This window comes from Natrinema sp. 74 (assembly GCF_046097095.1).
In the GTDB taxonomy this organism is placed as follows: Archaea; Halobacteriota; Halobacteria; order Halobacteriales; family Natrialbaceae; genus Natrinema.
Map to the genome: position 1 here is coordinate 3,052,146 of NZ_CP175698.1, position 19,956 is coordinate 3,072,101.

Here is a 19,956-nt window from a genome sequence, read left to right on the forward strand (position 1 = left end):
GTCAGAGTTCCGCCTCCGCGGGTCGACGGGTGCGCTTGGCTCGGTCGACGAACGAGCGGACGGCGTCGACGTCCTTGACGCCGCCGCGCTCCTCGACGCCGCTGGCGGCATCGACGGCGAACGGCTCGACGGTCTCCACCGCGTCGGCGACGTTCTCGGGCGTGAGCCCGCCGGCAAGGATCAGCGGCGACTCGAGATCCGCGGCGACCGTCCGGGTCCGGTCCCAGTCGTGGGTTCGGCCGGTCCCGCCGCCGCCGTCCTCGCTCGCCGTATCGACGACGAGCCCGTCGATCACGTCGTCGTAGGTTTCGGCGGTGGTCGCGTCGTCGGCGTCGACCGCGAGCAGGAGTTCGACGTCCAGTTTCGCGCGCAGATCGGCGAGGTCGCCGGGCCGAATGTCGCCGTGAATTTGGACGGCGTCGGGGTCGACCGTCTCGACCAGTTCGAGCACCGCCTCGGGTTCGTCGGACATCGTCACGAGGACGCTCGTCACGAACGGCGGCGTGGCCGCTGCCAGCGACGCAGCCCGCTCTTTCGAGACCTCTCGCGGCGTATCGACCGGGACATCGCAGATAATTCCCACTGCGTCCGCGCCGGCGTCGACGGCCGCTCGAAGGTCCGCTTCGGCGGTGAGCCCGCAGATCTTGACGCGGGTCATCGTCCCTCTGCCGGTTTCGCCGCCGTATCGCAGAGTCGCTCGAGTTTCGTCGCCGCCGCGCCGGAATCGATGGCCTCCCGTGCGACGTCGACACCGGCCTCGAGCGAGTCTGCTTCGCCGGCGACGTAGATCGCTGCGCCCGCGTTCGCGAGGATGACGTCGCGTTTCGCGCCGGTCACGTCGCCCGCGACGATGCCGCGCATGTCGGCCGCGTTCTCCTCGGGCGCACCGCCCGCGATGTCGGCGATATCGTGTTTGGTGAGGCCGAGTTCCGCCGGCTCGAGCGCGTACTCCTCGACCGAGTCGCCATCGACTTCCGCGACCTGCGTCTCACCGTGGATCGCGATCTCGTCGGTGCCCGCCCCGTGGACGACCAGCGCGCGCTCGATGTCCATTCGAGACATCGCGTCCGCGAGGACGGGGACGAGAGCCGGGTCGTAGACGCCGACGACCTGCGCGTCCGCTCCGGCCGGGTTCGTCAGTGGGCCGAGTACGTTGAAGATCGTCCGCATGCCAAGTTCCTTTCGCGGCCCGATAACGGCCTTCATCGCCGGGTGGAACACCGGTGCGAGCATGAACCCGATGCCGTCGTCTTCGATCGCCTCCTCGACGGCCGGCGGCTCGGCTTTGACGTTTACGCCGACCTCCGCTAAGACGTCCGCGCTGCCCGACGACGACGACACCGAGTAGTTACCGTGTTTGGCGACCGGGACGCCGGCCCCGGCGGTCACGATCGCGCTCGTCGTCGAGACGTTGATCGTGTTGTAGTCGTCCCCGCCGGTGCCGCAGGTGTCGACCAGCGGCTCTCGGTCGGGCGAGATCGTCCGCGCCGCTGCGCGCATCCCTTCGGCGAAGCCGGCGATCTCGGCCTCCGTCTCGCCTTTCGCGCGCAGCGCCGCCAGTAAGGCCCCGATCTGTGCCTCCGTTGCGCCCTCGAAGACGGCCGTCGAAGCCGCTCGAGCGTCTTCCTGTGTGAGATCCCGTCCCTCCGTGACTCGTTCGACGTACTCCTTCATTGCGGACACCAATGTACGTTGTTGTCTTGTAATGCTCAAATCCGTACATCACCTTAAGCGTATCGACCGCCCGCGTGGGGGCGACTCGCGTACGGCACTCGATTCGAAACCTTCAATTATGGTGGCGGGCAACGAACGAGTGCAGGCAGCGTGACGGTGTGAGTCAGGCTGTGTGAACGAGAAACCAGGCGGGTTGGTGGTCTAGTCTGGTTATGACACCTCCTTGACATGGAGGAGGCCGGCAGTTCAAATCTGCCCCAACCCACTACTTCTGTCGCGATCAAGTCCGTGAGCGACAGGATTGCGATGTTGGACAAATTTGAGCTAGACGAGTCGCAGCGCCCGAACGAAGTGCGGGTGACCGTCCCGGCGTGGTTCAAATCTGCCCCAACCCACTGCGTTTGTGCCGATACAAAATCGACAGTGACGGAAAACGCGTCTCGTCAGCGCGACGCGGTGCTCACTCGAGCGACCTCCAGGTCGCGGACGCGGTCACGCGGCCGTCTTCGATTTCGACCGAACTCTCGGCCGCGGAGGAGCCGAGCGACTCCTCGAGCGCGCTCGCGTCCCCGTCTCCGACGATCGCCGCGAACTTCCCGGTCGCTCCCGTGTCGTTTTCGTCGAGGGTGAGCGACCCGACGCCGCCGTCGACTCCCTCGAGTTCGGGGTACTCCGTACCGAACTCGGCTTGACTCTCGTTTCCACCGTCGGAGCCGCCGTCGCCGCTGTCCGATTCCGGTTCGAACTCGTCGCCGTAGCCGCCGAACACGAAGTCGCCGCGACCGGCGGTCGAGACGAGCCATCCGAACTCGGTGATTTCGTCGGTCGCTCGCGTCGCGTCGCCCGCGGCGGCGTCGATCGGGGTTCGAATCGTCCCGACCGGATCGTCGACGTCCCCGTTGGCGGGAAAAACGAGCGCGCTCTCGCCGACGGCGATCGCGTCGCTGCCGGCGTCTTCGACCGGAGTGTAGACACCGTAATCTCCGATTTCGTCGGTCTGTTCGTACTGTTTGGAAATCGAGAACCCCTCGGGCTCGGCCGTCAGCGTCTCGGTGACCGCGGCGGTATCTATGTCGCCGAGCAACACGATGGCCTCGTTCGTCGAGAGCACCGCTTCGATACTCGAGTGCTGGCTTTCGGTGCTGTCGGTGTCCGACCCGCCGCTGCTGATCAGTCCGTCGAGTCCGTACGAGCCGAGTCCGAAGCCGACGACGAGCGCCACGGCCACCGCGCCGCTCATCGGCAGTCCAAGCATCGGATCCGTCGTCGTCAGCGCACCGGAATCACCGCCGGTGCTTTCGTTCTCGGTTCCGGTTTCAGTCTCTTCGAAGGCGGACCAACCGACGTAGATGTAACCGGCAGCGCCGCTATCGTCGGTTGTGAGCCACCGGTGATAGCTGGGGTAGTCGGTATCGCTTCCGTCACCGTTGCCATTACCGCTCTCTCCGCCAGAGCCGAGGCAGCCGGCGGCACCGGTCGCTATCGAAACGCCGGCCATTTTCAGTGTCGTACGACGGTCGATTCCCATGACACCGAACGATACTGATAACCCATGATGAATCTTTCCGAAGCGGACAGGTAGGCACATTTCGATCGAACCGAACGGTACAAACCGTCGAGTCGACTCGAGCGTGATATGAGCGTTGTCGGTCGGCTGTTGGCGCTGCTCGCCGTGCTCCTGCTCGGTGCGGGACTGCGGGCGACCGGCGTCCTCGACGGCCGGCGGACGGAACTGCTGAACGCCGTCGCCTACTACGTCGCGCTGCCGGCGCTGATCTTCATTTCGACGTACAACCGTTCGATCGGCGACCTCCTCTCGCTCGCGTTACTCGGCGGGCTCGTCTTCGTCGTGATCGCGACCGCGGGGCTCGCGTGGCTTGTCCACTGGGACCGTGACTCGAGTGCGCGCCGGAGCGTCGCGATCGTTCAGTCCTACCACTCGAACCTAGGGTATCTCGGCCTGCCGCTGGTCGCCGCGACGTTCGATCAGTCGGTGACGGCGATCGCGAGCGTCGTGTTAGGCGTCGTGACGCTGACCCAGTTGCCGGTGACGATCCTCGTCCTCTCGCGGCTCAACGGGGCCGACGCCTCGGTCGCGACCGAACTCCGCGGTCTGGCGACCAACCCTGTTCTCGTGACGCTGCTCGCTGGGCTCGCGGTCGGCTCGGCCGGCCTCGCGGTCCCGTCGCCGGTTGCGACCGGCCTCGAGGGCGTCGGATCGCTGGCGCTTCCCGTCGCGTTGCTCTGTGTCGGGGCTTCTCTCGAGGTCGATCTTCCGGACATCGACGTGGGCGCGACCGCCGCCGTCGTCGGGCTCAAGACCGGCGTGATGCCGGCGCTGGCGTGGCTCGTCTTCTCGATGCTCCCCGTTAGCTCGGCGGCGTTTACCGCCGCCGTGGTGATGCTTGGGACACCGACCGCGGTCTCCACGTTCGTCTTTGCAAACGAGCTCGGCGGCGACCGGGAGTTCGCGTCGTTGAACGTTTTCGTCACGACGCTCGCCTCCGTCGCGACGCTGTTCGTCCTGATCTCGCTCGTCGGTTGATCGAGCGTCCCACGATGACCTCGAGCGACGAACGCGTCGAAAACACCCCCGGCGTCGAGTGTCTACCGGGAGAAAAGCCGTTTGATCCGGCCGAACAGGCCAGGACCGTCATCCTTGGGCTCGCCGCCGTCCGATCCGCCGGTATCGCCGTCGATCGAGCCGGCGAGCGGGCCGGCGTCGTCCGGCCAGTCGTCATCGGTGGCGCTGGTTCCCGATTCCCCCGTCTCGAGATCGTCCATCGAGAGATCGACATCGTCGATCTCGGGGGTCGAGTCGCGTCCCTCGCCGGCCTCGGCCGCCCGAACGTCCGCGCCCGTGACGGTGCCGTCTTCGACGCGGGCGGCCAGGTCCTCAAGCGAGGCGTCGGCGGGGTCCTCGGGGGGCGACGATGCGCTCGCGTTGACCGACGGCGCGTCGGCTGATGGCGAGTCGTTCTCGGCCGGATCGTCGGTCGCGGCGGCGCGATCGGTATCGGCGGTAGTAGTCTCGACGTCGTCAGCGTCGAGACCGTCGTCCCCGTCGAACTCGGCCGTGACGGCGTCGCTCGTCTCGGTCGGTTCGGACGCTGGTTGGGTCGCGTCGTTCGACGACGCTGACTCCGATTTCGTCGCGTCGAGCGAGTTGAGAATATCGTCGACGCTCTGCTCGGAGACGACGCGCTGGGGGCCGCCACCAGGCTCGGAATCGTCGCTCGAGTCGCTCGGCCCTGCCGCATCGAGGTCGTCGGCCGCGCTCTCGTCGTCGGGCGCGGCGGAGGGTGATCGCTCGTCGCTCATGGTGGTGGTCTGTCGCTGCCGGGGACATAGTCTTTCCCCTGTACGACCGTCTCAGAAACGGGTTCGCGGCTCGCGTCCGGCCGTGACTCGGGTCCGAAGCAGAGGTTATTCCGCGATCGACGGGTGGGCTCGGACGACGTTGAGGACGGCACCGACGAGGATGATGATCCCGGCGAAATAGAGCCAGGTGACGAACAGAAGCACCGCACCGACGGCTCCGTACGCCTGATACTGGGCGGCGTTGGACGCGTAGAGCTGGAACCCGGCCTGAAGGACCGTCCAGCCGACGGCGGCGAAGATCGCACCGGGGACGATTTCGCTCAGTTCGACCGGAATCGGCGGCAGGACGTAATATATCGGGAGGAACACGAGGACGAGCCCGATTAGCAGCGCGAGCCAGCCCAGCGCCCCGACGAACGGGAGTGTGTCGGCGACGATCGCGAGCAGCGCACCGATCACGACCATGAGCGCGAGCGCGCCCGCGCCGGCGGCGATGACCGCGAGTCCGTCCGTGATCTGATCGACGAGCGAGTCCTCGGCGACTTCGTCGTAGACCTTATCAAACGCCAGGCTCAGCCCGCGAAAGACCTTGAGCGCACCCCAAGCGGCGACGACGACCGCGACGACGGTCGCCTCGGCGCGGCCGGACTCGGTTGTCATCGCCTGCGTGACCAACGTTTCGCCCGCCGACGGGAGGTAGTCACCGGCGACCGTAATCAGGCGCTGGGCGACCTGCTCGCCGCCCACCAGCGAGCCGATGACCAGTGCAAGCAGGATCAACGGGATCAGCGAGACGAACCCGTAGTAGGCGAACGCGGCCGCGAGGAAGGTCAGATCGCGATCACGCGCCGTCCGATAGATCGCCACGATCGTCCCGGAAACGTTCATAGGGGACGTACGACCTTCGGGACCAAGAACCTGTAAGTCGTCTGCAGTCGCTGGTCCCGATCCTGTGCGGTCGTTCTCGATGCGACTGTCACCGGCCGTGATGGACCCGGAGAGACCGAATCCGATGAGCCGCGAGCGGGCATCAAACCAGACAGAAGTTCTGACCCGCATAGACCGCACCGTCCTCCGCGATATAGACGCCAACGCCGGCCCGATCCCAGTGGGGCGTGTCGCCCTTCTCAAGGATCGCTCGTCGATGGGGCGTGGAGTTCATCCACTGGTTGACGAGGCCGGTCGCCAGCCCCTCGGCAGTTCGGTGCCGGACGACGCCGTCGCCGCCGGGGCGATTGACCGGTCGGCCGATCCACGTCTTGGCGATGTTCTCCCCGTATCCGCGGCAGTAGCTGTCCACGTCTCGGAACCGGTCGTAGGGACCCTCGCCGTCGGGGTTCGTGTGAGCGAAGTATCGGCGCTGCGCCATATCGTAGCTGTGAGCGCGCGCGACGGATGCGATCGTTCCGTCGCACCCAATCGGCTCGAGGCCGTGTTCGGCCCGCCGCTCGTTGACCTCGGCGTGGACGAAGGTTTCGACGGTCGCGGAGTCGACGACTTCGACGCTGGTCTCGTAGCTCGAGGTCCCCGGATCGTCGGGGTCGGTCGCCACGGGAGTGCAGTTGCCGATCGGCGGCGGGTCGGAACTGGGCGAGACGTCGCCCTCGAGGACCGGACCGTCGATGAACTGCGGTGCGAACAGCGCCGCTCCGAGTACGAGCGAACAGACGAGGGCAACGGCGACGAGGAAGTTAAGCAGGCCCCGCACCAGCGCACGGTCGGTGCTCCCGTCCGCGTCCGTCCGCACCGTCCTCGGCCGCTGGCTACCCATTTAGTCGTCTGTTGGACCGGCGGTACAAATCAGTCGCGGACGATCACAGTCAGTGAGACGCGAGCGTGTGACCCGCGAGAGGTATGCGGTCGCATTCGCTCCGCCATCGTCGCCGAAGATCGTCTCGTGAATGCCGATGACGAGGCCAGGAACGACCGCCATGAAGAGATGCTCTTCGAGCGGGATGCCGGCGATATCGATCCCGGTCCGGAGCTTAATATCGAAGACGCCGACGGCGAGGGTGTAGCGGTCCCAGACGTAGGCGATCGGATACAGTACGAGGATAGTGACCGCCGCCTTCCGACAGGCGTTTGCCCGCCGAAGGAGGGCGACGGCGACGGTTCCCCAGAGGAGTTCCGTGACGAGATAGGTATACCGACCGAAGACGGTTATGTCGCGCATCGGTGCTGGGCTTCAACGGCCCGTACAAAAATCCCGTTGCTGGAGCCACCCGGACAAAACGGGCAGTACGTTAAATACCTCGGCGACAGTACGTCCGACTAGAAGAATGAATATCGCTGATATCGCCACCACGGACTTCATCGAAGTCAACGTCGGGACGCGCATGGGGAAGGTCCGTTCCATGTTCGAGGACGGCAACCCCAAGGGTATCATCGTCACCAACGACGGGGAGTACGAGGGCGTCATCAGCGAACGGGAGGTGCTCCAGTCCCACGTCGAGGACGACGCCAAGGTGGCGGCACTCACCAAACCCAGCCGGAACGCACCGGCACCGAAGGTCGACCGCCAAGAGGACGTCCGGGAGACCGCACGCGTGCTCGTCGAGAGCAACGAGAAGGTCGCACCGGTGTTCGAAAACGGCGAGCTCTGGGGCGTCATCACCGACGACGCCATCCTCGAGGCGGTCCTCGAAAACCTCGACGCGCTCACCGTCGAAGACATCTACACGGCGGATCCGGTCACCGTCGACGAGGACGACGGGATCGGCAAGGCGATCAACCTCCTGCGGGAACACGGCATCTCCCGGTTGCCGATCATGAACGAGAACGGCTACCTCTCCGGCGTCGTGACGACCCACGACATCGCCGACTTCGTCATCCGGAAGAGCGACTCGACGACGACCGGCGACCGGGTCGGCGACACCCAGCGGATGCTCGATATGCCGGTCTACGACATCATGAACAGTCCCGTCGAGACGACCACTCTCGACGCCACCGCGAAAGAGGCCGTCGAAGCGATGCTCGAGCAGGACTTCGCGGGGCTGATGGTCACGCCGGCGGACGACGATCGGATCGTCATCGGCGTCATCACGAAGACGGACGTCCTGCGTGCGCTGACGTTCACCGAAGAGGAGCACATGGATGTCCAAATCACGAACATCTCGATGCTCGACACCATCAGCCGGGAATCCATCGTCCAGAGCGTCGAGGAGGTCGCGGACAAGTACGCCGACATGCAGGTGATGCACGCCCACGTCCGCTTTCACGAACACAACGAGAAGCTCCGTGGCACCCCGCTGGTCCAGTGTCAGACCCGCCTGCGCACCAACCAGGGCCAGATCGCTGGCACCGGTGAAGGCTACGGCGCTGAGAACTCGTTTCGCGTCGCGCTGGACAAACTCGAGCGCAACGTCTTAGAGCTCAAGGGCGTCACCAGCGACGAGGAGTACCGCGGTCAGCTCTTGCGGAAACTGAACGAAATATAGTCCGGCCGTCGACGCGCCGCCGTCGATTTGCTCCGTTTTTCGCTCGTCTCGTCAGGGACGAGCCGTCTCGTCCCCGCCCTCGAGTCCCGTGTCCGTGATCCGGAACTGTACCGATTCGCCGGCGGGCTTCGAGCGGTGTTTCTCGAGGGTCGCGCGCCGGTTGCCGCCCCGGAAGCGCTCGAGGCGGACGATCGTACCGGTCCAGTGTTCCAAGGTGTTTCCGCCGAGTCCTCTCGTTCGATCGGAGTCCGGATCGGCGAAGACCTGATTCGTCAGGACGACGGCGAGGTCGTGTTTGCGAGCCAGCGAGAGGAGGTGGGTCACCTGCCGAGTGACGCTGCGCAGCGCCTCTCCCTCGTCGCCGTCGCCGGTTCGCTCGAGCCGGTAGAAGCCGGTCGCGCTGTCCAAGACGATCAAGTCCGCGCGCTCGGCGAACTCTTCGGCGTCGCGGACGGCTTCCGCCTGCTCCTCGAAGTCCAGCGCGTCCTCGATAACGATCCGCGAGGCGACGGCCTCGACGTCGTCGGCCTCGTCGTCGCTGTCCGCCGCGGCCTCGTCGTCGACGGCGGCCTCGAGTAACTGCTGGAAGCGGTCGACCGAGACGCCCTCGGTGTCGATGTAGACGACGGTGTCGCCGTCGACGGCCGTTTCCACGGCCGCAGACAGCGCGACGTTCGTCTTGCCGGCGGCCGGCGGGCCGTACAACTGCGTGACGGTGCCGCGTTCGAACCCCCCACCGAGTAACTCGTCGACCGGGCCACAGCCGGTGTGAATCGCCTCGTCGGTCACGATTCGAGTTGGCAGGGTACGCGCAAAAAGGCCCCGGAACGGGTCCGGGAATCGACGGCGATCCCGGACCGGGGTGAACGCGGGTCTCGCGGCCGGCTTCGGGCGGTTTCGATCCGACTCCCGCGCTTTGCGCGGGCGGTTCGCGTACGTTTATAGACCGCGGGAGCGAAGCGGCGATGTGATCGTCGTCGCGACGGCAGACTTCGAAGTGTATCACGGCGTCGTCAACGAACTCCGCGACCGCGGGACGACGTTTACGACTATCGAGCCCGACGAGGAACTTCCAGAGCGGACGACCGTCGTCGTCACCGGAGCCGATCACGCCGACGGCTTCGATGCCGTGTCGACGATCGTCGCCGACCCCGACGAGCCCCGGCGCGCGGTCGATCAAGCGCTGGCCGCGGTCCGCGGCGACGGCGGCCGGACGATCATCGGCGTTGACCCCGGTCGCAAGCCCGGCATCGCTGTCCTCACCGGCGAGACGATTGTCGCCGCCTTTCAGGTACCACTGGGCGACGCCGTCGACGTGATTCAGCGCGAAGTCGCCGAGGCCCCGTCCCCGATCGTCCGCATCGGCGACGGCTCCCGCCTCGAGAGCGCGAAACTCGTCACTGACCTCGACGACGTGCAGGTCGAACTCGTCGACGAGACCGGGACGACGCCCTACCTCGGCACGGGCGCGCGGGGAATGGGCGACGTGCTGGCCGCGGTCAACATCGCCCAACTCGAGGGTGAGGTCGTCGACGCGCGTGAGATCGAACCGACGGAGGGTGAGATACAGGTCATCAAGGATCGGTCGCGCGAGCAAAGTGAGCGCAATCGAGCGATCGACGAGGTCCTCGCGCGTCGGGTCGCCGCTGGTGAGTTGACGATCGACGAGGCGCTCGCCGAGCATCGAGACGACGAGACGTAAGATACTGTCGTAGGAAAGCAACAACGCGCCTTCGACGTTCGCGTTCGAATGCCGGCGCTCTCGAGTCGCGAGACCGAAAGAAACGAAAATTGGCTGTCACGTCGGTCGAAAATCGACCGTGTGACCGAATGCCGTTATGCGCCGGCCCAGACGTTCGTCGCAGAGACGGACGTGAACTGGATGTTCTCGTTTTCCTGCATGGTGATCTGCGAGCTACTGGCACTCCCGCCGTTTTCGGCGACCGCGACGGAGGTGTGTTGCTTGTTCAGATTCGCCTGCGTGACGAACTGTTGCTGTTCGATTGCCGCGCTGGCCTGCTGGTCGGCGTCGTTCGTCTGCGTGGCGTTGGCGGCGTAGTCGTACGACATACCGGGGTTTTCCGTGCCCGAGTTGCCGTCAACGGTGAGCGTCGTACTCGAGGTGCGGGTGACGTCGTCGGAGACGTAGCCCGGGCTCGCATAGACGTTCAGCGCGTTGGCGTACCCGACCTGGGCGTTGTAGTTCTGCTGGTAGGCCAGCTGGATGGCGGTGGCCTGACTGCCGTTCAGTGCGATGGCCATGGCGTTGTTTTGCAGGTTGACGTTCGCCTGTTCGACGCCCTGCTCTTGGACCACGCCGGCAGTCGCGGTCTGCTCGCCGCCGTTCTTGTTCTTCTTGTCGGGCTTGTTCGGCTGGGTCTCGGTCGAGAGAATGTCGTCGCTGACGTCACCTGCGGTCGCGACGTTCATCCCGGGAGACGAGGCCAGCAGGTTGGTGGCACTGGCCTTGCCGAGTTGCGTGTTGAGGTTGCTCTGGTCGGTGAACTGGATCGCCGTGGCGGTGCTGTTCTGGCCGACCGCGATGGCAACGGAACCGCGCTGTTCGTTGACGTTCGCCTGTTCGACGTCCTGTTGTTGTGTGACCAGCGCGTTCGCGTCCTGGCCGGTAGACGGTCCGTTGTCGCCCGTCTTGTCTTTCTTGTGCCCGAACTTACCGTCACCGAGGTAGACGTTTGACGCGTTCGCGACGCCCTCCTGGAGGTTCTCGTTTCGCTGGTAGGACTGCTGGACGGCGGTCGCGTCGCTGTCGTTGACCGCGAGCGCGAACGCGGTGCTCTGGTTGTTGTAGTTGGCCTGCGCGACCTCCTGAGACTGGTTCACGGAGGCGATCGCTTCCTGCGTGACCGTCTCGTCGCCGCCCTTCTTGTCTTTGACCGCCCAGCCGTCGAACATCTGGTCGCCGCCGTCACCGATGATGATGTTGACGTTACCGACGTTCTCGAACTGGGTTTTCGCGCTCTGCAGGCGGTTCTCCGCGATGGCCGCCCCGCGCTGCTCGTTGTCGTTGAACTGGTTCGCCTCCTGGACGGCCGTCGCTTCGCCGCCGTCGATCGAGATCGACACCGCCGAGCCCTGCTCGTTGATGTTGACCTGATCGACGTCCTGGTACTGGATGACTTCGGCCGTCGCGTTGGCCGAGCCGTCCGCGTGTTGATCGACGTACTCCTCGAGTGACTGCCCGCTGAGGTCCGCGCCGAAGACCAGATACAGCTCTTCGCCGCTCTCGAGTGCATGTATCGCTCCGTTTTGGAGATTCTCGTCGCCGCCCGCGGTGGCCGCCGGAACGCCGGCGGCCAGTACGGACAGGACGACCATACATGCCATAATGGATTTCGTAGCCTGTGACCGTCTCGTCGTGTCGTTTGTCATTGATCGCGTGATTTTCGTCGTGATGGTCTTTCGTTTCTGAGTCTGTTCGCCGCGAACCATCCTATCCGAAAGAGTGACTTTGTTATCGATAGATTGGAAAACGGATGAAACTCCCTAGTGGTTAGAAGGATAACCCTTACTGCGAGAAACCACCTACTTCGCTCGGACCGGCGGCAGTGCGGGCCGCCCGCGATTCGATCGAACGGGCGCAGCGAACACCCGGATCGAACCGCCGCTCGGTTTGCATCGAATCGGACAGGTTCCGAACCGTTTCGAGAATCGAATCCGGCGATTTGCGTTCGAGAACGACGTGACAACCAGTTACCACTGGCTGTTTCCGAGGCGGTACGGCGGGATACTGCCCGTCGAATCTCCGGTCAATCACTCAATAGGTCCTCGTTTCGAGGATAATTTCGAGGCTGTCGATTCTGAACGATCTCGTCGTGAAGAGACGAGCCGAGACCGGGAGCGCTAATCGTCTATTCGATGCCGAAACCGTTTGCGGGGTTCAAAGGACTCTTTGCCGATAGCTCCGCTCGGGTAACGCGTCACACGCGGGGGTGTCGGGAGGTGAGTACGCTCTCGTGACGAACGCAGCACCGTCACTTGAGGAGCGGTCTCCTCACGCGCGACCTCTAGTGTGGTTCGTACGCGTTTGCCCGATGACGAAAACGGTGACCACCAATGAAACGCACGCTCACGCTCGCACTGACAGTAGCGCTCATCTGCGGCCTCGCGTTCGCGGGGTTCGCGGGAACAGCAGCGGCACAGGACTCTGAAGCCGACGCCGAGTCCGAAAGCGAAGTCGAAGACGTAAACCAAACTGCGAACGCCGAGACCAGTATTAGCGTCGACCAGAGCAACAGTAACTCGCAGAAGCAGGTCGCGTCGTCCTACGCGGACAAAGGCAAGGCGACGACGAACGCCTACCAGCAACAGAACGTCAACCAGAGCAACGATGCCACCGTCGAGGACACGACCACGGTCGCCTCGAACGACATCGAGTCCGAGTCCGAAGCCGAGGCCGAAGCCAGTAACGACGATACCACTGGCATCACCGGCGATGACCTGAACAGTATCATCGAAACGCTCCTCGGAAACCTCGGGGTCAACGCCTAAGCGCAAGACCGAACCGTTCGCTTCGACCCTCGTTTTCTTTCTCGGCAGTGGTCGATGCGTCGTCGATGAGTCGACCGACTACCGTTCTCGAGCCGCTCCTGATATCGTCGCTCGGACGGCGGACATCCGTACTGCTTCTGTATCGCGCGACCGAGACGCGTGGCTTCGCGTGACTTTCCGAGCTGCGTGTCGATGGCGACAGTCGACCGACTACCGCTCTCGAGCGGGGTATCGATTGCCCAGATCATCGAGCGAGTCCGATCGAAACGCGGGCTTCGCACAGCACCAGTTGCAACGCCACCGTCGCAACTCCCGGGCGGCAGGAGGCCACGCGTCAGAGAGCCTCGTTCGGTTCGGCTACAGGTATCGTACACGGGCGCGCTACACGGAAGACAAGAAGCGACCGCGATCTGATCAAAGTGTGATGAGGACGCCATCACGATAGTATAACTGAAGTGAAATTCATCTCAAAGAGAAACCCTAACCAATTTTGAGAGAGTCTATCTCGATTCAAACCGCGAATAGTCACCGAAACTGTCGTCTGGTTTAATACAACAGATTATAGACACTGTTGCTTGGGCAATGCGCCGGGCAGTCGCTCGGATCGATCGGACGGACTGCAACGCTGTCGGACGGCCGATCGAGACGCCGAGTCGGTCCAGCGGCCCGCGCGTGTCTGCCTACGACCAGCCATGACGAGAGTAATTCGATCCACGATTGCGGTCGCATTGGCCCTCAGCCTACTGCTTACGATGGGGGCTGGGGCCGTAGCGGCATCGAGTAGCAGCGTCACTCAGATCAACTCCGCGAAAGCGACGACCGTCGCCGACGCGTCTGGAGGGAACGCCGACGCCAGCGGCGGTGACGGCGTCGGCGTCGGCGTCGGCGGAGCCGGTGGTGCCGGTGGTGACGGCGGTAGTTCCTTGTTGAGCATCCTGTCGGACTACTTCGGCGGTGACGGCGGTGACGGCGGTGACGGTACCGGCATCGGTGCCGGTGGCGACGGCGGTAACGCGACCGCTGGTGACGGCGGTACCGCGCATGCGACGACCGTCATCAACCAGCAGAACACGAACTGAGCCACCGTCGGTGCGCCGTCGGCTCCCGACTCCGATATTTTGCTTCCGTTTTTCGGCGGCAGTTTCTCGGCGGAACGACCACCGTAATACCGATCCGCGGCCAGTAGCCGACGGTGATAGCGATGGATACGGGAAGTCACTCCCGGTACCACTGTTGCACTCGAGCGAAGCCGACACAGCGAACGTAGCACCGCACTACCGCTGTTCGTTCACCGTCCGTTTCCGGGACGTGACGCGGTTTGACCCGTTAGAACTGCGAAACCGGTATGTGGTACTGGTACCCCCGTACGTAGGACCACCGTTTCATCGATTCTGTGGGGACGCCGACGAATAATCCGAGATAATGTAACTGGAACAATATTTTAGTTATAAGCGGGTCTCCGTCACGAGAGGGAAATGGGTGACGCGCTCGAGGTCGGACGTGTACACCGCGGAACGGGTGTACCTGAAGGGGAGGTTCCTGACCCATGCGCGTGCCTACAAACAACCATGAAACGAACGATCACGATCATGCTCACAGTTGCGATGGCTGTGGGGATGTTGACCATGGCAGCAGGCGCAGTAGCAGCACAGCCAACCTCAGACGCTTCGGGAGGAGACGCCGAAGCTAACGGCGGCGACGGCGTCGGCGTCGGTGTCGGCGGCGACGGCGGCGACGGCGGCGACGGCGGTAACTCACTGATCCCCATCGCCAGTGACCAGAGCGGCGGTGACGGCGGTGACGGTGGCGCTGGCGTCGGCATCGGTGTCGGCGGCGACGGCGGTACTGCGACGGGCGGTGACGGAGGCCTTTCCTTCCTCCTCGACCTTCTGTAAGACCGTCGACTAACTACACGAGCAGCGGAGCACTCGATTTTTTCCGTTTCCCGCCGACGAGCACACGAGCAGTGTATCAGTGCGTCTCGCCGCTCGTTCGGCCCACACGTACCGGTGACCGGGTTCCAGATTGGTACCGGTCTCTCTCGAGTCGGCGCTTCGTTCACCGTCTGCACGGCCGTCGACCCACGATCGTGTCGGTCGCGTCAGCGTCGGTATTCGAAACAGCGCCGACGCCGTCGACCGGCATATTGGTAACAGAACGGACCGCCGACCCGAGCGACGAACGGGCTCACCGCAGTTCGTCCGCCGGCGTTCGCTCGGCCCGTCGGACGATCTCCCTGACCGCGAGACCGCTCTCACGTGCGACCGCCGCCGCGTCGTCGTACTCAGCGCTTACGTCGTAGACCTCACCGTCCGCATCGCTCGCGATCTTGACGGTGACCGCGTACTCCTCGCCGTCGATCTCGAGCGTCACCGTCTCGAACTCCCGCTCGGCGATCCACCGATGCGTGACGCCGGCGTCCCGCACGCCGAGCGTGCCCGTCTCTTCGGCCAGCGCTCGGGCGACGCGTTCCCGGTCCGCGGGCTTGCAGATGACCTTCACGAGGTGACCGGGCCGAGACTTCTTCATCGTCGCGGGGAGGATCGATACGTCTCTCGCGCCCGCACGCGAGAGCGTCTCCTGTAATCCGCCCAGTACCTCGGGCGTCGCGTCATCCAGATTCGTCTCGAGCACCGCGATATCGTCCTTTGCGAGTTCGCCGTCCCCAGTCCCGATCAGCGCGCGAAGCACGTTCGGATGGGGGTCGAGATCGTAGCCGCCAGCGCCGTAGCCCGACGCCTCGAGAGAAAGTGCGGGCAAAGAGTCGATGCCGTCGGCGACGTGGCCCAGTATCGCCGCGCCGGTGGGCGTCAGCAGTTCGGCGTCGACCGGCCCACCGCGCAGCGACCAGTCGGCCCGCTGGGCGATCTCGACGACCGCCGGCGTCGGCACGGGGTACTCGCCGTGGCTCATCGACACCGTCCCGCCGCCGGTCGCGAGCGGGGTCGTGACAATCCGATCCGGATCCACGTCGTGTATCAGCGCCGCAGCACCCACCACGTCCGCGATGGCATCGTCAGCTCCGACCTCGTGGAAGTGGATCGACTCGAGGTCCGCGCCGTGGACGCCGGCCTCGGCCTCGCCGAGCAGTTCGAAGATCGCGAGCGCGTCGCGCTCGACCGCCGGCTCGAGGCCCATGTCGGCGACGATCTCGCGGACCTCGACGTAACTGCGGTGGGGGCCGTGGCCCTCGGCGCGGACGCCGCCGTGATCGCCGTGTCCGTGCCCGTGATTGTGTCCCTCGCCGTCGTGGCCATCGTCATCGTGCTGATGGCCGTTCCCACCGTCGCCGTGGTCGTGTCCGCCGTGATCGTGTTCGCCGTGATCGTGCTCACCTCCGTCCGCTTCGTCGGCCCCGTGGTCGTGTGCACTGTCGCTCGAGCGGTCGTCCGTCAGGAACACGTCGACCGTCGTCGCGGCGATACTGCTCTTTTCCGCGTCGTCGATCCGATACTCGAGGTCGAGAGTGTCCGCGATCGGCTCGAGGACATCGGGATCGGCACCGGCGTCGATGAGGGCGGCCAGAAGCATGTCGCCGCTTGCACCCATCCGGCCGTCGAAGGCCAAGACTTGCATACGTACGACGGGGCGTGGAAGCCGCAAAAGCCCTCCCCTCTCGGTCGCTCGGCTGGCCGTCGATGGGGCCAAATACCTCCGAGTTCGGCACATCTTTGTACCGTCCCGACTTACGTCCCCATGGTACGAGTTAGCACAGAAATGTGGGCTAACACAAAACATATCCGCTCGCGAATCGGAGTGAAAGACATCGCCGTCCATCCCTAATCATGAACGAAGTCCAACTGGAGGTTGCCAAGGCGTACCCGAACGACTCGGGTCGTGGTATCGCCCGACTCGACCCGGACACGCTCTTACATCTAAAGCTTAGTCCGGGCGATATCATCGAAATCGAGGGGGCAGACACCACTGCCGCGAAGGTCTGGCGTGCAGACCGACAGGACTGGAACACGGACACCGTCCGCATCGACGGCTTCACCCGCCAAAACGCCGACGTCGGCATCGGCGAGCGAGTGACGATCCGCAAGGCCGAAGCGACGAAAGCCGACAAACTCACCCTCGCACCGCCGGAGGAGGCATCGGTGCAGTTCGGCTCCGACGCCGCCGGCATGGTGAAACGACAGATCTTGAAGCGGCCGGTCGTCGGCCGCGACATCGTCCCGGTCATGAGCTCGACGAACCATCCGTTCATGCGGTCGCCGGGGCAGGCGATTCCGCTGATCGCCGTCGAGACCGAACCCGAAGGCGTCGTCCTCATCACCGAGGACACCGACGTCGAACTCCGCGAGGAACCCATCTCCGGCTTCGAGAAGACTGGCGGCGGGATCACCTACGAGGACATCGGCGGCTTACAAAACGAGATCCAGCGGGTCCGGGAGATGGTCGAGCTCCCGATGAAGCACCCACAGATCTTCAAGAAGCTCGGCATCGAGCCGCCACAGGGCGTCCTCTTACATGGTCCGCCGGGTACCGGGAAGACCCTGCTCGCAAAAGCCGTCGCTAACGAAACCTCCGCCAGTTTCTTCTCTATCGCCGGGCCGGAGATCATCTCGAAGTACTACGGCGAGTCCGAACAGCAACTCAGGGAAATCTTCGAGGACGCCACCGAAGAGTCACCCTCCATCATCTTCATCGACGAACTCGACTCGATCGCACCGAAACGCGAGGACGTCACCGGCGAGGTCGAACGCCGTGTCGTCGCCCAGCTCCTGACGATGATGGACGGCCTTGAGTCCCGCGGACAGGTCATCGTCATCGCGGCGACCAACCGCGTCGATAGCGTCGACCCCGCGCTGCGCCGCCCCGGCCGGTTCGACCGCGAGATCGAGATCGGCGTCCCCGACGAGACGGGCCGCGAGGAGATCCTCCAGATCCACACCCGCGGCATGCCGCTGTCCGACGACGTGAGCCTCGGCCACCTGGCCGACGAGACCCACGGCTTCGTCGGGGCCGACATCGAGAGCCTCACCAAGGAGGCCGCGATGAAGGCGCTCCGGCGCTACCTCCCCGAGATCGATCTCGACGAGGAGGACATCCCGCCGAGCCTGATCGACCGGATGATCGTCAAGCGCGAGGACTTCCGCGGCGCGCTCAACGAGGTCGAGCCCTCGGCGATGCGCGAGGTTCTCGTCGAACTGCCGAAGATCTCCTGGGACGACGTGGGCGGCCTCCACGACGCCAAAGAGCAGGTCCAGGAGTCCGTCGAGTGGCCCCTCTCGAGCCCCGAGCGCTTCGAACGGCTGGGGATCGATCCGCCGGCCGGCGTGTTGCTCTACGGCCCACCGGGCACCGGGAAGACGCTGATGGCCAAAGCCGTCGCCAACGAGACCAACGCGAACTTCATCTCGGTGCGCGGCCCGCAGCTGCTCTCGAAATGGGTCGGCGAATCGGAGAAGGCCATCCGGCAGACCTTCCGCAAGGCCCGCCAGGTCTCGCCAACGGTCATCTTCTTCGACGAGCTCGACGCGCTCGCGCCCGGCCGAGGCGGTGAAACTGGCTCGAACGTCTCCGAGCGGGTCGTCAACCAGCTGCTGACCGAGCTCGACGGTCTCGAGGAGATGGGCAACGTGATGGTCATCGGCGCGACCAACCGGCCGGACATGATCGACCCCGCGCTCTTGCGCTCCGGTCGCTTCGACCGGCTGGTCATGATCGGCGAGCCCGATGTCGACGGCCGCGAGCGGATCCTCGAGATCCACACCCAGGACACGCCCCTGGCCGCGGACGTCACGCTTCGCGAAATCGCCGAGATCACGGACGGCTACGTCGGTAGCGACCTTGAGTCGATCGCCCGCGAAGCGGCCATTGAGGCCCTGCGTGAAGACAAGGAAGCAGACGTTGTCGAGATGCGTCACTTCCGGCAGGCCATGGAGAACGTCCGGCCGACGATCACGGACGACATCCTCGACTACTACGAGCAGATCGAAGAGGAGTTCCAGGGCGGCACGAGCGGCCCCGATCCGACCGGCCGTCGCGGCAGCCGGATCGGCTTCCAGTAGCGCGAGCGTTTCTCGCCGTTCCCGTTCCGTTCGCGGTTCGTTTTCAAATCGCTGGTTCACCGCCGTCATGCTCGATCGGATACCGTCCCACGTACCACTATTCGGCTCACGGTCGAACGGCGAGACGTGAATCACGACACCTGGTCTGCGTCACAGACCGAGACGACTGTCACCGTCGACGGCCACGACTTGTCGCTGGCGTACCGCGACGCGGGCGACGGCGTTCCCGTCCTGTTCCTCCACGGAATCCCGACGTGGTCGTACCTGTGGCGACGAATTGCCCCCTCGCTCAAGGGGCGGTTTCGAACGATCGTTCCGGACTTCGTCGGATACGGAAACAGCGATCGACGCGACGGTTTCGACCGCTCGATCCGCGCCCAGGAGCAGGTCGTCGCCGACCTCGTCGACCAGCTCGGCCTCACGGAGTTCCACCTCGTCGGCCACGATATCGGAGGCGGCGTCGCACTGCGATACGCGGCTCATACGGACGATGGGGTCGACAAACTGGTCCTCTCGAACGCAACGGCGTACGGCTCCTGGCCGGTCGAGTACATCACCTCGCTCGGCCTCCCTCGAACGCTCGAGCTGGAGCGCGACGCGTTCCGCGAGCGACTCGATCGCGCGTTCGTCGACGGGCTCGAACGAGACGACGTGGATTCGGCGTGGACCGACGGGATGACCGAGCCCTGGCTCCGCGCGGACGGGCAGCGAGCGTTCGCCCGCGCCGCCGTCGCGACGAACACGAACCACACGACCGAAATCGACTACGGAGCTATCGACGCCGACCTGTTGTGCCTGTGGGGGGCAGCGGACGCGGAACAACCCGTCGACGACGGGCACCGACTCGTCGAGGATATCGGGGGCGACGTCGTCGCACTCGAGGACGCCGGCCATTGGGTCGTCGAGGATCGGCCGACAGCGTACCGCGACCACCTCGAAGCGTTCCTCACCAGGTAGCACGTCTGGTGAGAGGCGTCCGGACGCGAAGAATTCGGCAGGAT

The 19,956-nt window shown here is 64.8% G+C and carries 17 protein-coding genes, 1 tRNA gene and 1 pseudogene; 9 read left to right on the forward strand and 10 right to left on the reverse strand.

Translation table 11 applies throughout. The features are described 5' to 3' along the window. Position 1: 1 nt before the first annotated feature. Positions 2 to 658 carry a phosphoribosylanthranilate isomerase gene (locus tag ACJ70B_RS15225; protein ID WP_408957839.1) on the reverse strand — a complete coding sequence of 219 codons (657 nt, stop codon included), beginning with the start codon at positions 656 to 658 and terminating at the stop codon, positions 2 to 4. Continuing rightward, entirely contained in the window at positions 655 to 1,674 is a 1,020-nt protein-coding gene (gene trpD / locus ACJ70B_RS15230) for an anthranilate phosphoribosyltransferase (RefSeq protein WP_408957840.1), read from the reverse strand. The genes ACJ70B_RS15225 and trpD overlap by 4 nt, the downstream gene beginning before the upstream one ends. A gap of 190 nt (positions 1,675 to 1,864) precedes the next feature. Here trpD and ACJ70B_RS15235 point away from each other — a divergent pair. Then, a tRNA-Val gene (locus ACJ70B_RS15235) sits at positions 1,865 to 1,939 on the forward strand. A 195-nt stretch (positions 1,940 to 2,134) separates the two neighbouring features. Here the strand turns inward: ACJ70B_RS15235 and ACJ70B_RS15240 are convergent. Next, entirely contained in the window at positions 2,135 to 3,202 is a 1,068-nt protein-coding gene (locus ACJ70B_RS15240) for a hypothetical protein (protein ID WP_408957841.1), read from the reverse strand. A gap of 108 nt (positions 3,203 to 3,310) precedes the next feature. Between ACJ70B_RS15240 and ACJ70B_RS15245 the strand changes: the two genes are divergently transcribed. Further along, the gene (locus ACJ70B_RS15245; RefSeq protein ID WP_408957842.1) at positions 3,311 to 4,219 is read left to right on the forward strand and encodes an AEC family transporter; all 909 of its coding nucleotides are present in this window, start codon (positions 3,311 to 3,313) and stop codon (positions 4,217 to 4,219) included. Positions 4,220 to 4,281: 62 nt separating this feature from the next. Here the strand turns inward: ACJ70B_RS15245 and ACJ70B_RS15250 are convergent, their stop codons facing one another. From ACJ70B_RS15250 to ACJ70B_RS15265, 4 genes and pseudogenes are all read right to left on the reverse strand, one after another. Then, positions 4,282 to 4,995 (reverse strand): hypothetical protein, encoded by a 714-nt coding sequence (locus tag ACJ70B_RS15250; RefSeq protein WP_408957843.1) that lies wholly within the window; start codon positions 4,993 to 4,995, stop codon positions 4,282 to 4,284. A gap of 105 nt (positions 4,996 to 5,100) precedes the next feature. After that, a complete protein-coding gene (locus tag ACJ70B_RS15255; RefSeq protein ID WP_408957844.1) occupies positions 5,101 to 5,883 on the reverse strand; it encodes a YihY/virulence factor BrkB family protein in 783 nt (260 codons plus the stop codon). Between the two features lie 142 nt (positions 5,884 to 6,025). After that, positions 6,026 to 6,766 carry a CAP domain-containing protein gene (locus ACJ70B_RS15260; protein ID WP_408957845.1) on the reverse strand — a complete coding sequence of 247 codons (741 nt, stop codon included), beginning with the start codon at positions 6,764 to 6,766 and terminating at the stop codon, positions 6,026 to 6,028. Positions 6,767 to 6,859: 93 nt separating this feature from the next. After that, positions 6,860 to 7,168: pseudogene (locus ACJ70B_RS15265) on the reverse strand (lycopene cyclase domain-containing protein); the annotation flags it as partial. Between the two features lie 106 nt (positions 7,169 to 7,274). Between ACJ70B_RS15265 and ACJ70B_RS15270 the strand changes: the two are divergent. Next, on the forward strand, positions 7,275 to 8,432 hold the full coding sequence (locus ACJ70B_RS15270) for a CBS domain-containing protein (RefSeq protein ID WP_408957846.1): 1,158 nt from the start codon (positions 7,275 to 7,277) through the stop codon (positions 8,430 to 8,432). A gap of 51 nt (positions 8,433 to 8,483) precedes the next feature. Here ACJ70B_RS15270 and radB read toward each other — a convergent pair whose 3' ends face one another. Beyond that, positions 8,484 to 9,221: a DNA repair and recombination protein RadB gene (gene radB / locus ACJ70B_RS15275; protein WP_408957847.1), complete on the reverse strand. Its 738-nt coding sequence runs from the start codon at positions 9,219 to 9,221 to the stop codon at positions 8,484 to 8,486. Between the two features lie 178 nt (positions 9,222 to 9,399). Between radB and ACJ70B_RS15280 the strand changes: the two genes are divergently transcribed. Further along, positions 9,400 to 10,134, forward strand: coding sequence for a hypothetical protein (locus tag ACJ70B_RS15280; protein ID WP_408957848.1), 735 nt, complete (start codon positions 9,400 to 9,402; stop codon positions 10,132 to 10,134). A 134-nt stretch (positions 10,135 to 10,268) separates the two neighbouring features. Here ACJ70B_RS15280 and ACJ70B_RS15285 read toward each other — a convergent pair whose 3' ends face one another. Then, positions 10,269 to 11,768 carry a hypothetical protein gene (locus tag ACJ70B_RS15285; protein ID WP_408957849.1) on the reverse strand — a complete coding sequence of 500 codons (1,500 nt, stop codon included), beginning with the start codon at positions 11,766 to 11,768 and terminating at the stop codon, positions 10,269 to 10,271. Positions 11,769 to 12,506: 738 nt separating this feature from the next. Here ACJ70B_RS15285 and ACJ70B_RS15290 point away from each other — a divergent pair. From ACJ70B_RS15290 to ACJ70B_RS15300, 3 genes are all read left to right on the forward strand, one after another. After that, positions 12,507 to 12,941, forward strand: a complete 435-nt coding sequence (locus tag ACJ70B_RS15290) for a hypothetical protein (RefSeq protein WP_408957850.1) — start codon at positions 12,507 to 12,509, stop codon at positions 12,939 to 12,941. 692 nt (positions 12,942 to 13,633) lie between these two features. Further along, positions 13,634 to 14,020 (forward strand): hypothetical protein, encoded by a 387-nt coding sequence (locus ACJ70B_RS15295; protein WP_408957851.1) that lies wholly within the window; start codon positions 13,634 to 13,636, stop codon positions 14,018 to 14,020. 489 nt (positions 14,021 to 14,509) lie between these two features. Continuing rightward, entirely contained in the window at positions 14,510 to 14,836 is a 327-nt protein-coding gene (locus ACJ70B_RS15300) for a hypothetical protein (RefSeq protein WP_408957852.1), read from the forward strand. Between the two features lie 292 nt (positions 14,837 to 15,128). On the opposite strand, the gene larC is transcribed toward ACJ70B_RS15300, so the two are convergent. After that, on the reverse strand, positions 15,129 to 16,517 hold the full coding sequence (larC, locus tag ACJ70B_RS15305; RefSeq protein ID WP_408957853.1) for a nickel pincer cofactor biosynthesis protein LarC: 1,389 nt from the start codon (positions 16,515 to 16,517) through the stop codon (positions 15,129 to 15,131). 209 nt (positions 16,518 to 16,726) lie between these two features. Between larC and ACJ70B_RS15310 the strand changes: the two genes are divergently transcribed. After that, the gene (locus tag ACJ70B_RS15310; protein WP_408957854.1) at positions 16,727 to 18,955 is read left to right on the forward strand and encodes a CDC48 family AAA ATPase; all 2,229 of its coding nucleotides are present in this window, start codon (positions 16,727 to 16,729) and stop codon (positions 18,953 to 18,955) included. Positions 18,956 to 19,081: 126 nt separating this feature from the next. Then, positions 19,082 to 19,912 carry an alpha/beta fold hydrolase gene (locus tag ACJ70B_RS15315; protein WP_408957855.1) on the forward strand — a complete coding sequence of 277 codons (831 nt, stop codon included), beginning with the start codon at positions 19,082 to 19,084 and terminating at the stop codon, positions 19,910 to 19,912. Positions 19,913 to 19,956 lie beyond the last annotated feature (44 nt).

Excerpts from the sequence above, each read along its gene's own strand:
- ACJ70B_RS15240 (WP_408957841.1), bottom strand. The coding sequence starts at position 3,202 with ATGGGAATCGACCGTCGTACGACACTGAAAATGGCCGGCGTTTCGATA.
- ACJ70B_RS15255 (WP_408957844.1), bottom strand. The coding sequence starts at position 5,883 with ATGAACGTTTCCGGGACGATCGTGGCGATCTATCGGACGGCGCGTGAT.
- ACJ70B_RS15270 (WP_408957846.1), top strand. The coding sequence starts at position 7,275 with ATGAATATCGCTGATATCGCCACCACGGACTTCATCGAAGTCAACGTC.
- larC (WP_408957853.1), bottom strand. The coding sequence starts at position 16,517 with ATGCAAGTCTTGGCCTTCGACGGCCGGATGGGTGCAAGCGGCGACATG.
- ACJ70B_RS15310 (WP_408957854.1), top strand. The coding sequence starts at position 16,727 with ATGAACGAAGTCCAACTGGAGGTTGCCAAGGCGTACCCGAACGACTCG.
- ACJ70B_RS15295 (WP_408957851.1), top strand. The coding sequence starts at position 13,634 with ATGACGAGAGTAATTCGATCCACGATTGCGGTCGCATTGGCCCTCAGC.
- ACJ70B_RS15245 (WP_408957842.1), top strand. The coding sequence starts at position 3,311 with ATGAGCGTTGTCGGTCGGCTGTTGGCGCTGCTCGCCGTGCTCCTGCTC.
- ACJ70B_RS15260 (WP_408957845.1), bottom strand. The coding sequence starts at position 6,766 with ATGGGTAGCCAGCGGCCGAGGACGGTGCGGACGGACGCGGACGGGAGC.
- ACJ70B_RS15290 (WP_408957850.1), top strand. The coding sequence starts at position 12,507 with ATGAAACGCACGCTCACGCTCGCACTGACAGTAGCGCTCATCTGCGGC.
- trpD (WP_408957840.1), bottom strand. The coding sequence starts at position 1,674 with ATGAAGGAGTACGTCGAACGAGTCACGGAGGGACGGGATCTCACACAG.
- ACJ70B_RS15300 (WP_408957852.1), top strand. The coding sequence starts at position 14,510 with ATGAAACGAACGATCACGATCATGCTCACAGTTGCGATGGCTGTGGGG.
- ACJ70B_RS15250 (WP_408957843.1), bottom strand. The coding sequence starts at position 4,995 with ATGAGCGACGAGCGATCACCCTCCGCCGCGCCCGACGACGAGAGCGCG.
- ACJ70B_RS15285 (WP_408957849.1), bottom strand. The coding sequence starts at position 11,768 with ATGGTCGTCCTGTCCGTACTGGCCGCCGGCGTTCCGGCGGCCACCGCG.
- ACJ70B_RS15225 (WP_408957839.1), bottom strand. The coding sequence starts at position 658 with ATGACCCGCGTCAAGATCTGCGGGCTCACCGCCGAAGCGGACCTTCGA.